Origin of the sequence: Corynebacterium sp. HMSC036D02, assembly GCF_001836165.1 — a bacterium.
Taxonomy (GTDB): Bacteria; Actinomycetota; Actinomycetes; order Mycobacteriales; family Mycobacteriaceae; genus Corynebacterium.
Genome location: NZ_KV827649.1, coordinates 49028 through 62474, shown reverse-complemented (window position 1 = coordinate 62474; position 13447 = coordinate 49028). Strand labels below are relative to the sequence as shown.

Below are 13447 nucleotides of genomic sequence, written 5' to 3'. Positions count from 1 at the left end.
GGATAGTGTGCCTGTCGCGGTGCAGGGTGATGGCATCACGCATGGTTCTTTTATGCTTTTAAAGACAGAGCGGAACCCACCGCAAACCGGCGGGAACTTGATCAGGGTAAAGCATCAAGATTGCCAGCAGGTAAACACTTCATGTATTTGAATTTAATCTGCATTTTTGTGGCACATTTGGGGGTGGTGCGACCTTGTGGCGACCGCACTAGCACTATTTAAGCTCAGTATTAAGACTTGTATACGCCTCGGCCCAAGGTGTCGCACTGTTCCATCTTGCCGGTGTTATATCCAGCGAGGAAGGCCTGAGCGCGGTCCTCGGAGGAGCCGTGCGTCCACATGTCTGGGCGTACTTCGCCGCCCGAGCGGCGCTGGATGTTGTCATCGCCCACAGCACGAGCGGTGTTCACGGCATCGGTTACTTGTTGTTCAGTAATCGTCTCGAGCAGAGCGTCTTCGCCCTCATCGGCGTAGTGTGCCCAGAGGCCGGCATAGCAATCAGCTTGCAGCTCAATCTTCACAGCGTTGGAATCCTCGCCGGGCTCGTTGTAATTGGACAAGCTGAGCGTGCCTTCCAGCTTTTGAATGTGGTGGCCAAATTCGTGGGCCACGATGTACATCTGTGCCAGAGGAGCATTCTCGCCGCCGAAATTGCGGAGCTGATCAAAGAAGGCGGTGTCGAAGTAGGCCGACTCATCGGCCGGGCAGTAGAACGGGCCCGTGGCGCCGGAGGCTTGGCCACAGCCGGACATGGTGGTGTTGTTGAAGATGACGCGGCCCGGTTCGATGTACTCGATGCCTGCCTGATCCGGCAACTGCTGGGCCCAGACCTTATCGACGGACTGGGCGGCAAACATGACGCGGCAATCGTCGTACTTATTGCCGTCCTCGGCAGTTTGGCAATGCGCAAATGCGTCTTCGCCGCTTTCCTCTGGTCCCACCTGGGTCTGGTCGGTCTGGGGATCGCTTCCGGTGATGGCGCCAGGATCGCCGCCGAGTAGTAGATAGAGACCAATAAGAAGGAGAGAGCCAATGCCGCCGCCGGTAGCGATCATGCCGCCGCGGCCTCCACCGCCGGAGCTAGCTCGCTTACCATCAAAATTGGCGCCAGATTTAAAAGTCATGCCAGAGATTTTGCCACAAGCTGTAGGTGGTGTCTGCTCGATAAGTGGACTGCCGACAAGCACATGGTGTTCACCCTAGCGCTGAGCAAGTCCGGTGCGGGCGGTAGACTTGGGCCGTTCAAGTACTTGCATCCCTCGGCGCGTGCTGTCTACGCGTGGCGTGAGTGGGTGCGAGCGTCAACGATGAGAAGGGATTGAACGAAAGTGCTGCGTACACATTTGGCAGGCGAACTGCGCAAGGAGATGGCGGGGGAGACCGTCACCCTGACGGGTTGGGTAGCACGCCGTCGCGACCACGGTGGTGTTATCTTCATTGACCTGCGTGACCGTTCCGGCGTTGCCCAGGTAGTTTTCCGCGAGACCGAGGTGGCTGAGCGTGCCCACGACCTGCGTTCTGAGTACTGCGTGAAGGTCACAGGCGTTGTGGAGCCGCGCCCTGAGGGTTCGGCTAACCCGAACCTGGCCTCCGGTGAGATTGAGGTCAACGTCACCGATCTGGAGATGCTCAACAAGTCCGCAGCACTGCCGTTCCAGATTGATGATCCGTCTTCTTCCGGCGAAGTCGGTGAGGAAACCCGACTGAAGTACCGCTACCTGGACCTGCGCCGCGAGCGTCAGCACGAGGCGCTGCGTCTGCGCTCGGCAGCGAACCGCGCCGCCCGCGAAGTTCTGGACAGCCACGACTTCACCGAGATCGAAACCCCGACCCTGACTCGTTCCACCCCGGAGGGCGCTCGTGACTTCCTCGTGCCCGCCCGCCTCAAGCCGGGTAGCTGGTACGCACTTCCGCAGTCCCCGCAGCTGTTTAAGCAGCTACTCATGGTGGCCGGCATGGAGCGTTACTACCAGATCGCTCGCTGCTACCGCGATGAGGATTTCCGCGCGGACCGCCAGCCTGAATTTACGCAGCTTGACGTTGAGATGTCCTTCGTGGACCAGGACGATGTTATTGCCCTAGCGGAAGAGATTGTATCCGCTCTCTGGAAGCTCATCGGCTACGAGATTAAGACGCCCATCCCGCGCATGTCCTACGCCGATGCCATGAAGTACTACGGCTCTGATAAGCCGGACCTGCGCTTCGACATCAAGATCGTGGAGTGCACTGAGTTCTTCAAGGACACCACCTTCCGTGTCTTCCAGAACGAATACGTCGGTGCTGTTGTCATGGACGGCGGAGCTTCCCAGCCGCGCCGCCAGTTCGACGCTTGGCAGGAATGGGCAAAGCAACGCGGTGCGAAGGGCCTGGCTTATATCACGATCGCCGAGGATGGCACCCTGGGTGGCCCAGTGGCCAAGAACATTACTGATGCCGAGCGCGAGGGCATTGCCGAGCACGTCGGTGCTAAGCCGGGTGACGCCATCTTCTTCGCCGCAGGTGACGTAAAGTCTTCCCGTGCTTTGCTGGGCGCAGCGCGCGGTGAGATTGCAAAGAAGCTGGACCTCATCAAGGACGGCGACTGGGCCTTCACCTGGGTTGTGGACGCACCGCTCTTCGAGCCGGCCGCTGATGCCACCGCTTCGGGCGACGTTGCTCTGGGCCACTCCAAGTGGACGGCAGTCCACCACGCCTTTACCTCGCCGAAGCCGGAGTACCTGGATAACTTTGATGAGAATCCGGGAGAGGCCTTGGCCTACGCCTATGACATCGTCTGCAACGGCAACGAGATCGGCGGCGGCTCCATCCGTATCCACGACCAGGATGTGCAAAAGCGCGTCTTCGATGTCATGGGCATTGGTGAAGAGGAAGCACAGGAGAAGTTCGGCTTCCTACTCGAGGCTTTCCAGTTCGGTGCTCCGCCGCATGGCGGCATCGCTTTCGGCTGGGACCGCATCGTCTCCCTGCTGGGCGGATTCGATTCCATCCGTGACGTCATTGCCTTCCCGAAGTCGGGTGGCGGCGTAGATCCCTTGACCGATGCTCCGGGCACCATCCCTGCTGAGCAGCGCAAGGAGACCGGCGTAGACTTCAAGCCGGAAAAGGCCGCTAAGGCTGCACAAGGGGAGAAGGCTGGGAAGGAGTCTTAAGACCGCGCAGCGCCGGTAATGTAGTTGGGCCTACGACAAGTGGAGGCAGGCAAGCAAGTGAATTCGATGGGACACGAGTCCATGAATAGTTCTGCGGCTGATGCCGTGGTGACGGAAGCATCGCTGATGATTTCCCGCCGCTATGGCGGCGAGCCTGAGCTGAGTGACATTCAACAGCTCACCGGCTCGGGCAATGCTGTGGTACTTCGTGCCCGCACGACACCAAGTGCCTTCTTTCCACATCGGTCGGTCGTCATCAAGTACAACCCGGTCACCGGGCACACTATTGATGACGCTGCGCTTCTACGCGAAGTGGTGGCCTATCAATTCACCACGGCGCTGTCTGAAGAGGTCCGCCCAGGCCCAGTCCTGCTTGCGCACGATGTGGAAAAGCGCATCCTCGTGCTTACCGACGCCGGCGATGGCGACACCTTGGCGGATACCCTCGCCCACAGCAGCGATGAGGATCGCGGTGAGCTGCTCCGATCCCTGGGCAGCGCGCTGGGCAAGATGCACGCAGGAACGGCGGGGCGCGAAGAGGATTACGAGGCCCTGCTGAACCGTCAGCTGCGCCGGCATCCCGAATATGCTGAGCACCAGGCGCTGCGTGATGATTCGCTGAAGCGCTCCATTATGATCGGCGCTGACATTCTCAGTGAGGCCGGACTGGAACCGCCGGAGCACGTCCGCGACTTGGCTCGCAGCGCCATGCAGAGCTTTAGCTCTGGCCGCAACCGCGCTTTTACTCCCTTCGATCTGTCCCCAGACAACATCATTGCGGGGACAACGTTGACCTTCCTGGATTATGAGTGGGCTGGTTTCCGTAACGTTGGTTTCGACGTGGCCTGCGTTGTTGCTGGCTTCCCGCAATTCCTGTTCTCACGGCCGATTACTGATAGTGAAGCGGATGTCTTCATCCAAGCCTGGCAGCGCCGCATCGTCGATGTATGGCCCCAGTTTGCTGATGAGAAGACACTGCATGAATTGCTCGTGGCCTGCCTCATCGGTTGGGCTCTGTCGAGCGTGACAACCATGTATGCCGGTGGGATCGAAGGTGTTGTAGCTCTGGCGGAGGGCAATGCCGAGATTTATCGTGACCCGCGTCGCTCGCTGCTTCGCCGCTCCGATCAAGGGCCCTTCACCGAAGATGAGGCCCTCATCCGCCGTGATCTTTATGAAACCTTCGAGGCGCTGTCGCGGTTTGCCGCGCAGTGCAAGAATGATGGATGCTCCGCGGTGGCCGCATTTGGCCGCGCAGTAGCTTCCCGTCTCCGGGAGTCCTGATGGGGCAGGAGTCACTCTTCGGCGATGACCAGTCAGCGCCACGCCTGCCGGGTGGCCCCGATATGTTTGCAACTCATTCCGGCTCACCCCTTGCCGCTCGTATGCGGCCGCAGAGCCTTGATGAAGTGGTGGGGCAGAAGCACCTACTGGAGCCGGGGACCCCGTTGCGCCGGCTGGTGGAGGGCTCGGGGGAGGCCTCAGTCATCCTCTACGGCCCGCCGGGAACCGGAAAGACAACGCTAGCCTCCCTCATCGCTTCCTCCTTGGGGGATAACTTCATTGGGCTTTCTGCCCTAGACTCTGGGGTTAAGCAAGTCCGCGAAGTGATTACTCATGCGCGCCGCGAGCTCATCGAGGGCCGCCGCACGGTGCTCTTTATCGATGAGGTACATCGCTTCTCCAAAACCCAGCAGGATGCATTGCTGGCTGCCGTGGAGAACCGCACTGTCCTTCTCGTGGCCGCGACCACCGAGAATCCTTCGTTCTCTGTGGTGGCGCCGCTGCTTTCGCGTTCGCTGCTGCTGCACTTGGAGCCGCTTGACGACGCCTCCCTCCGCAGCCTCGCGGAACGGGCGCTGAGGAGTGAGCGCGGTTTGGCGGGGCGAATAACCGCATCGGAAGACGCTTTGGATCAGCTGGTGCTGCTCGCCGGCGGTGATGCGCGACGCACGCTGACCTATCTCGAGGCGGCTGCCGAAGCGGTACCGGATGGCGGCGAGCTCACCGTCGACATTCTCAAAGACAACGTCAACCGCGCGGTGGTGCGCTATGACCGTGACGGGGACCAACACTATGACGTTGTCTCCGCCTTTATTAAGTCCATCCGCGGCTCCGACGTGGACGCAGCGTTGCACTACCTCGCCCGCATGATTGAGGCCGGTGAAGACCCACGCTTCATCGCGCGCCGGCTCATCGTGCATGCCTCCGAAGACATCGGGATGGCGGATCCCACCGCTTTGCCCACCGCCGTGGCCGCGGCGGAGGCTGCGGCCCTGATTGGCCTGCCCGAGGCGCGCATTCCGCTGGCGCAGGCCACAATCCACCTGGCCACGGCGCCGAAGTCGAACTCTGTTATTAATGCCATCAACGCCGCCCAAGCCGATGTCCAGGCCGGTAAGAGCGGGCACGTGCCCGCGCACCTGCGCGACGGTCACTACGAGGGGGCTAAGCGCTTGGGAAACGCCGTCGGCTACCAGTACCCGCACGATGATCCACGCGGTGTGCTAGCCCAGCAGTATTTGCCGGAGACGCTGGCTGATGCCGAGTATTATCAGCCCACCGACCACGGCGCGGAAAAACGGGTGCGCGAGTACCTGGGGAGGTTGCGGGACATCATCCGGGGGCGGCGTCGCTAAGCACAGCACCGGACGGGTAAAGTTGAGCGCTGACTAGAAACCATTCAACAGTGAAGGACTTTTGCTCGTGAAGACTCATGAGATCCGGGAACGCTTTACCCAGCACTTCGTCAAGGCCGGCCACGAGGCTGTGCCCAGCGCATCGCTGATCCTGGATGACCCGAACCTGCTCTTCGTCAACGCCGGCATGGTTCCCTTCAAGCCCTACTTCTTGGGCCAGCAGAACCCGCCTTTTGCTAACGGTACGGCGACCTCTATCCAGAAATGCGTGCGCACCTTGGATATCGAGGAAGTAGGCATCACCACCCGCCACAACACCTTCTTCCAGATGGCAGGCAACTTCTCCTTTGGCCAGTACTTCAAGGAGGGGGCCATTACCCACGCCTGGAACCTTCTGACGAACTCGGTAGAGGATGGCGGCTTGGGGCTCGACCCCGAGCGTTTATGGGTCACGGTCTACCTCGATGACGATGAGGCAGCTGATATCTGGCACAACAAGATCGGCGTTCCCCGCGAGCGCATCCAGCGCCTCGGAATGGAGGATAATTACTGGTCCATGGGTATCCCCGGCCCGTGCGGTCCGTGCTCCGAGATCTATTATGACCGCGGTCCGGAATATGGCCAGGACGGTGGTCCCGTCGCGGACGATAACCGCTACATGGAGATCTGGAACTTGGTCTTCATGCAGAACGAGCGCGGCGAAGGCATCGGCAAGGGCAACTTTGAAATCATTGGTGAGCTGCCCAAGAAGAATATCGATACCGGCATGGGCATCGAGCGCGTCGCCTGCATCCTGCAGGGCGTGGACAATGTTTATGAGACGGATCTGCTGCGCCCGGTTATCGACGTAGCCGAAGAGCTCACCGGTGCGAAGTACGTTCCGGATGCGCCGAAGGAAGACCTGATCCGTTTCCGCGTAGTGGCAGACCACTCGCGCACCGGCATGATGCTCATCTTGGATGGCGTTACCCCCGGTAACGAGGGGCGTGGCTACATTCTGCGTCGCCTGCTTCGTCGCATCATTCGCTCCGCTAAGTTGTTGGGCGCGAAGGGGGCGACCATGGAGCGTTTCATGAACACCATCATGGACACCATGACCCCGTCCTACCCGGAGATCGCAGAAAACCGCGAGCGTATTCTGCGCGTTGCCGTGGCGGAGGAGAAGGCCTTCCTGAAGACGCTGGAGTCGGGCACCAAGCTTTTCGACGAAGCCGTGACCGAGCTGAAGAACACCTCTCGTGCGGCCACTCCGAAGGTCCTCTCCGGCGAGAAGGCTTTTGAACTGCACGATACCTATGGTTTCCCCATCGACTTGACCCTGGAGATGGCGCAGGAAGCCGGTTTGACCGTAGATATGGACGGCTTCGACGCCGCCATGGGCGAGCAGCGCCGCCGTGCCAAGGCTGATAACCAGGCCAAGAAGCATGGTCATGCTGACTTGTCGCTCTACCGCGAGTGGGTGGATAATCACCCGACCCTGTTCACGGGCTATGAAACCTTGGAGTCCGAGGCCAAGGTCATCGGCCTTGTGCGCGATGGCGAGAAGGTCACTGAGGTCGAGACAGGAGACACCGTCGAGGTAATTCTGGACCAGTCGCCGCTCTACGCCGAAGCCGGCGGCCAGACCGCCGACCGGGGCCGCATTATCGCTGGCGAGACCCTCCTTGAGGTCAACGACGTGCAGAAGATCGGCAAGAAGCTGTGGGTCCACAAGGCCACGGTGACCGCCGGCGGCCTTGAGTTGGGCAACGGCGTGACGGCTGCCGTTGATGAACAATGGCGCCACGGCGCCGTGCAGGCGCACTCCGCCACGCACCTCATCCACGCCGCGCTGCGCCAGGTACTGGGCCCGACTGCAGTCCAGGCTGGTTCCTTGAACCGTCCGGGCTACCTGCGCTTTGACTTCAACTACACCGACCAGCTCACCCAGGAGCAGCTCGATGAGATCGCTTTGGTGACTAACCAGGCAGTGGACCAGCACTTCCCGGTCAATACCATCGAGACCTCCTTGGACAAGGCCAAGGAGATGGGCGCGATGGCCCTCTTTGGTGAGAACTACGGTTCTGAGGTCCGCGTCGTGGAGATGGGCGGACCCTTTTCCATCGAGCTTTGTGGTGGTACGCACGTAAAGAACACCGCAGAGATCGGCCCGGTGTCTGTCCTCGGCGAATCCTCCGTGGGCTCGGGCGCGCGCCGTATCGAGGCTTATTCGGGCCTGGATGCATTCCGCTACTACTCGAAGGAGACCGCCCTCGTAGAGGGGGTCTCCCGCGAGCTCAAAGTCCAGACTGAGGACCTGCCGGAGCGCATCGCGCAGTTGACGGAGAAGCTCAAAGCCGCTGAGAAGCAAATTGCCGAGCTTCACAAGGCCCGGCTCATGTCCCAGACCGCGGAGATGATCTCGACGGCGAAGACCATCAACGATTTCACCCTCGTGGCTGCCAAGCTACCAAAGGGCGTGAACGGCGGTGACCTGCGTACGCTGGCCTCCGATATCAAGAACCGCCTCGGCGATGTCGCTGCTGTGGTCGTCTTGGCGTCGGAGAATGAGGGCGGCAAGTTGCCATTCATCGTGGGGGCTACCAAGGCTGCCAACGAACGTGGTGTCAAGGCTGGGGACTTGGTTAAAGTGGTTTCCGGCTATGTTGACGGCAAGGGTGGCGGTAAGCCCGATATGGCACAAGGCTCCGGCGCCAACGTCGAAGGCCTCCAGCAGGCCTTCGACTCCGTCCGTGATGAGCTCGAAGCCCACTAACGAGCGCGCCTTAATTGGCGTGCAGTTGTAGCTGACTCGCAGAACCAGGAGGAGCACGATGGCCGTAGAACCCGACAAACCAGGTGTGGACGATCCCGGCCCGGGGCGCCGATTGGGCCTCGATGTCGGTACCGTCCGTATCGGCGTGGCGGTATCTGACCGGGACGCGCGCTTGGCCATGCCGGTCGAAACCGTCCGGCGTGAGACCGGGTTTAAGGATCGCGACAAGGGCGATATTGACCGTTTGCTTGACCTGATCCATGAGTATGACGCCGTCGAGGTGGCTGTTGGTTTGCCGCGTGATCTCAAAGGCAATGGCTCATCAAGTGTTAAACATGCCAAGGAAATCGCGTTTCGTATCCGCCGCCGCTTGGCAAAAGATGACAGGATGAAGGAACCTCCGCCCGTGCGAATGGTGGATGAGCGCCTCACTACGGTGGTGGCAACCTCTGCTTTGCGGGCCTCTGGCGTGTCAGAGAAGCGTGGCCGCTCGGTCATTGACCAAGCGGCCGCGGTGGAAATTTTGCAGTCCTGGCTGGATGCGCGCCATTTCGCGTTGAACGGCCACAGCCCTTCAAACGTAGGAGACGAAGTACGTGAGCCGTAAACCTTCACGCATCGGACGCTCGATGGAACCTCAATATGTCAAGCGCCGTCAGCGCGGCATGGCCGTGCTCATTGCGAGCTTGGTCCTCATCATCGGTGGACTCGGCTACATCGGTTTCCGCCTGTTGGGAGGAGGCAGCACCTTGGACTACGAGGGACAAGGTAATGGAGTAACCCAGCTCGTTCAGGTCCCAGAAGGCTCATCCATGGGTGAACTGGCACCCGAGCTGGCAGAAAAGAACGTGGTGAAGACATCCGAAGCTTTCTCCTCAGCGGCCAACTCCAACCCACGCGCAAGCCAAATCAAGCCCGGCTTCTACCGTCTCCAGGAGGAGATGAGCGCGAAGGCAGCCGTCGAAGCGCTGCTCGATGAAGCCAATATGGTGGACCTCCTCGACGTCCAAGGCGGTGCAACGCTGCTCGATGTCAATGTGCTCGGCGGTGATGTTCGCTACGGCATTTACTCCTTGATTTCCCAGGTTTCGTGTAAGGAAGGCGGCTGCGTTTCCGCTGAAGAGCTCGAGAAGATTGCGGCCACCGTGGACCCGGCTGAGCTGGGCGCACCGGAGTGGGCCCTGGAAGAGGTTCGCGCACGAGGCGAGGACCCGAAGCGCCTTGAGGGGCTGATTGCCCCAGGCCAGTATGTGCTCGACCCGAACATGGATGCCCAGGAGATTCTGACGGATCTGATCACCCGCTCGACGAAGAAGTACAACGACACCAACATCGTTGACCGCGCCCAAGCAATTGGTTTGAAGCCCTATGAGCTTCTGACTGCGGCTTCCCTGGTGGAGCGCGAGTCCCCGGCTGGTGAATTCGACAAGGTTGCTCGAGTGATCCTCAACCGTCTCGATGAGCCGATGCGCCTGGAGTTGGACTCCACCGTGAACTATGGCCTCGAGGACGTGGAGCTGGCCACCACCGATGAGGACCGCCACCGCGAGACGCCATGGAATACCTATGCCAAGGACGGTCTTCCTGATTCGCCGATTGCCTCTCCTTCGGAGGAAGCTATCCAGGCCATGGAGAACCCAGCGGAAGGTAACTGGCTCTTCTTTGTCACCGTCGATGACAAGGGCACCACGGTGTTTACCGATAACTACGATGAGCACCTCGCCAACGTTGATGATGCGGTGCGCTCCGGCATCCTGGACAGCCAGCGCGAGGCCGTTGGTGAGGCACCGGCCGAGGAGCAGTAATCTGATGCCGCGCGCCGCAGTCTTGGGCAGCCCCATTGCCCACTCGCTTTCACCAGTCCTGCATAACGCAGGGTATGAGGCCTTGAGCCTGAAGGAGTGGGACTATACCAAGCATGAGGTGACGGACTTGCCCGCCTTCCTCGCCGAAGTAGGCGAGGAGTACTGCGGTTTCTCCGTCACCATGCCGCTCAAGTTCGATGCCCTCGCCTGTGCTGATATCGTCAGCGATCGAGCTGAGCTCATCGGCTCCGCGAACACCTTGGTGCGCACCTCGGAAGGGTGGCGCGCGGATAACACGGATACCGAAGGCGTGCTGGGCGCGCTGGATGAGCTTCTGGGCTCTTCCCAGCCGTCTTCGGCGCTGCTCATCGGCGCCGGCGGTACCGCGCGGCCGGTCCTGTGGGGTCTGGCTCAGCGCGGCGTGAAGCATGTTACCGTGTTGAATCGCTCCGACCGTTTAGCAGAGCTGCGCCCGCTCGCTGAGGCCCTCGGTCTCACGCTCTATGCGGCAGACTTCGAGGATGATCTAGCAGGGCTTGCGAGAGCAGCAGATCTCCTTGTCTCCACCGTGCCCTCTGCTGCGGTGGAGGGATACCTGACGCAGCTGGCCAAGGCGCCGGTCTTTGACGTTATTTACGATCCGTGGCCTACTCCGCTCACAGTGTATGCGGCCGCTGATGGCTACCCGACCGTCGGCGGGCACATCATGCTGGCGAACCAGGCCTATTCACAGTTTGAGCAATTTACCGGGCACACCGCCCCGCGGGCAGAGATGCTGGCGGCGCTCAACAAGGCGCTCAAGCTGCTCTAAGCAATTCCCCGCAGCTTACCGCGTGCGTCTTGTCCGCCCACGCGGTAGGCTGCGGGACCATGGGGGACGTGCTTTTCTTGGCGTGGGGGTGCACCTTAATTATTTATGACCTGCGTTTCAAACGCCTGCCTAACTATTTGACCCTGCCTGCCGCCGTACTGTCGCTGTGGTGGTTCGACCCTGCCGGGCTGCTGTGGCCAGGACTTTATATTCTGGTTGCCTTGCTGAGCCGTGCCGGAAGCGTGGGCGGGGGAGACCTAAAGCTGGCGCTGCCGCTAGGAATGGTGACCGCCCATGCGGCGGGAGTACCGGGGGTCGCGCTGGCGATGATGGGGGCGTCGTTAAGCACGGTGCTCTGGGGCTATATAGCCAGGGATAGGACACCTGCGCATGGACCCGGGATGCTGATTGCCGCAGGACTTGTCGTGATATTTTGCCCCGACACGGTGTAATAGTCGGCCTAGTGGCCCCGAAGGAAACCCTGGCGTGTGATAATAGTCCGCATGCTTCGTTGGACTACCGCAGGTGAATCTCACGGCCAGGCACTCGTTGCACTCATTGAGCACATGCCAGCCGGGGTTCCCATTTCTCAAGACGATATTGCTCTCCAGCTCTCTCGCCGCCGCCTCGGCTATGGCCGGGGCGCCCGCATGAAGTTCGAGGCCGATGATCTCACTCTGCTCAGCGGCATCCGCCACGGTCTTACCCTGGGAAGCCCCATCGCGATCATGATCGGCAACACGGAGTGGCCAAAGTGGACTACCATCATGTCGCCCGAGGCCTTGGATCTTGAGGACCCAGAGGTCGCTAAAGCTATGGCCTCCGGTCGCGGTGCCCCGCTGACTCGCCCGCGTCCCGGTCACGCCGATTTCGCTGGAATGGTGAAGTTTGATCACTCCGAGGCTCGCCCCATCTTGGAGCGCTCCTCCGCGCGTGAAACCGCTGCTCGCGTGGCCGCAGCCACGGTCGCGCGCAACTTCCTCCGCGAAACCCTGGGAGTCGAGGTGCTGTCCCACGTCATCTCCATTGGTGCCTCTGAACCTTATGAGGGCCCGCACCCTAGCTTCGCGGACCTTGAGGCTATTGATGCTTCACCGGTACGTGCCTGCGATAAGGCCGCAGAGGAATCGATGATTTCAGAAATCGAGACCGCCAAGAAGCAGGGCGATACCCTCGGCGGCATCGTAGAGGTCATCGTGGAGGGCTTGCCGATTGGCTTGGGCTCGCACACCTCGGGTGAAGACCGCCTCGACGCACAGCTCGCCGCCGCCTTGATGGGTATTCAGGCGATCAAGGGCGTCGAGGTCGGCGATGGTTTCGCTGAGGCCCGCCGCCGCGGTAGCGAGGCACACGATGAAATGGTCCGCACTGACAATGGTGTGGATCGTGAGACCAACCGCGCTGGTGGTCTGGAAGGCGGTATGACCAACGGCCAGACGCTGCGTTTGCGTGCGGCGATGAAGCCGATTTCCACGGTCCCGCGTGCCCTGAAGACCGTTGATATGTCCACCGGTGGGGCAGCCACTGCCATCCATCAGCGTTCTGATGTCTGCGCAGTTCCAGCGGCTGGTGTAGTGGCCGAAGCCATGGTAGCTCTCGTCCTTGCGCGTGCCGTGTTGGAGAAATTTGGTGGCGATAGCTTGGCCGAGACCAAGCGAAACATTGCTGCCTACCAGGATTACGTGGCTAGCCGCCTGGATTGGGGTGAGGCATGAACTCCCCGCACGTCGTTCTCGTAGGGCCTCCCGGTTCCGGAAAGACCACGATTGGCAGGCGCCTCTCCCGGGCGCTGAACTGCGAGGTTGTTGACTCCGATGCCCTTATCGAGGCCCGCTACGGCAAGGCTTGCGGCGAGGTTTTCTCTGAGCTGGGTGAACCAGCATTCCGTGAGGTCGAAGCCGAAGTAGTGCGCGAGGCACTCGCCACTACTGGTGTGGTGAGTTTAGGCGGCGGGGCAGTACTGACTGAATCCACGCGAGCCCTGCTCGATGGCCTGACTGTTGTATTCCTTGATATCACTCCCGAAGAAGGCGTAACCCGCACGCTGGGGGATAGCAACCGACCTGTGCTGGAGTCTGCGGACCCGCTGGCGCACTACACCCAGCTTTTGGAAGCGCGCCGGCCCCTCTACAGCGAGGTGGCTGACCTAAAGGTGCGCACGGGTGTGCGCTCCCCGCAGCAGGTGGTGGGTGACATCTTGAGCTTCCTCGAAACCTTCTAGGAAAACGAACCTTCTTTACCCGCTACATGTCAACGCCTCACGAACCTTGCCACCCCAGCCAAAGGAG

Annotated in this window: 11 protein-coding genes; 10 read left to right on the top strand and 1 reads right to left on the bottom strand. The window is 60.8% G+C overall.

Annotation, left to right across the window (positions count from 1 at the left end):
• Positions 1 to 230: 230 nt before the first annotated feature.
• Positions 231 to 1124 (bottom strand): KPN_02809 family neutral zinc metallopeptidase, encoded by an 894-nt coding sequence (locus HMPREF2743_RS01620; protein WP_070527413.1) that lies wholly within the window; start codon positions 1122 to 1124, stop codon positions 231 to 233.
• A gap of 204 nt (positions 1125 to 1328) precedes the next feature.
• Here HMPREF2743_RS01620 and aspS point away from each other — a divergent pair, with 204 nt between their 5' ends.
• The 10 genes from aspS (at position 1329) to HMPREF2743_RS01570 (ending at position 13380) form a co-directional block, all read left to right on the top strand.
• The gene (aspS, locus tag HMPREF2743_RS01615; RefSeq protein WP_070818070.1) at positions 1329 to 3149 is read left to right on the top strand and encodes an aspartate--tRNA ligase; all 1821 of its coding nucleotides are present in this window, start codon (positions 1329 to 1331) and stop codon (positions 3147 to 3149) included.
• Positions 3150 to 3230: 81 nt separating this feature from the next.
• Entirely contained in the window at positions 3231 to 4433 is a 1203-nt protein-coding gene (locus HMPREF2743_RS01610; protein WP_246818740.1) for a phosphotransferase, read from the top strand.
• Entirely contained in the window at positions 4433 to 5788 is a 1356-nt protein-coding gene (locus HMPREF2743_RS01605) for a replication-associated recombination protein A (RefSeq protein WP_070527422.1), read from the top strand. Before HMPREF2743_RS01610 ends, HMPREF2743_RS01605 begins: the two co-directional genes overlap by 1 nt.
• 67 nt (positions 5789 to 5855) lie before the next feature.
• Positions 5856 to 8543, top strand: a complete 2688-nt coding sequence (alaS, locus tag HMPREF2743_RS01600) for an alanine--tRNA ligase (RefSeq protein ID WP_070818069.1) — start codon at positions 5856 to 5858, stop codon at positions 8541 to 8543.
• A gap of 58 nt (positions 8544 to 8601) precedes the next feature.
• Complete coding sequence (gene ruvX / locus HMPREF2743_RS01595) at positions 8602 to 9150, top strand: Holliday junction resolvase RuvX (RefSeq protein WP_070527428.1); 549 nt, start codon at positions 8602 to 8604, stop codon at positions 9148 to 9150.
• A 22-nt stretch (positions 9151 to 9172) separates the two neighbouring features.
• Positions 9173 to 10348 carry an endolytic transglycosylase MltG gene (gene mltG, locus HMPREF2743_RS01590; protein WP_070527621.1) on the top strand — a complete coding sequence of 392 codons (1176 nt, stop codon included), beginning with the start codon at positions 9173 to 9175 and terminating at the stop codon, positions 10346 to 10348.
• A 4-nt stretch (positions 10349 to 10352) separates the two neighbouring features.
• Positions 10353 to 11159: a shikimate dehydrogenase gene (locus HMPREF2743_RS01585; protein WP_070744751.1), complete on the top strand. Its 807-nt coding sequence runs from the start codon at positions 10353 to 10355 to the stop codon at positions 11157 to 11159.
• Positions 11160 to 11218: 59 nt separating this feature from the next.
• On the top strand, positions 11219 to 11611 hold the full coding sequence (locus HMPREF2743_RS01580) for a prepilin peptidase (protein WP_070527433.1): 393 nt from the start codon (positions 11219 to 11221) through the stop codon (positions 11609 to 11611).
• Between the two features lie 51 nt (positions 11612 to 11662).
• Complete coding sequence (gene aroC, locus HMPREF2743_RS01575; RefSeq protein ID WP_070527437.1) at positions 11663 to 12874, top strand: chorismate synthase; 1212 nt, start codon at positions 11663 to 11665, stop codon at positions 12872 to 12874.
• Positions 12871 to 13380, top strand: coding sequence for a shikimate kinase (locus HMPREF2743_RS01570; protein ID WP_070527440.1), 510 nt, complete (start codon positions 12871 to 12873; stop codon positions 13378 to 13380). Before aroC ends, HMPREF2743_RS01570 begins: the two co-directional genes overlap by 4 nt.
• Positions 13381 to 13447 lie beyond the last annotated feature (67 nt).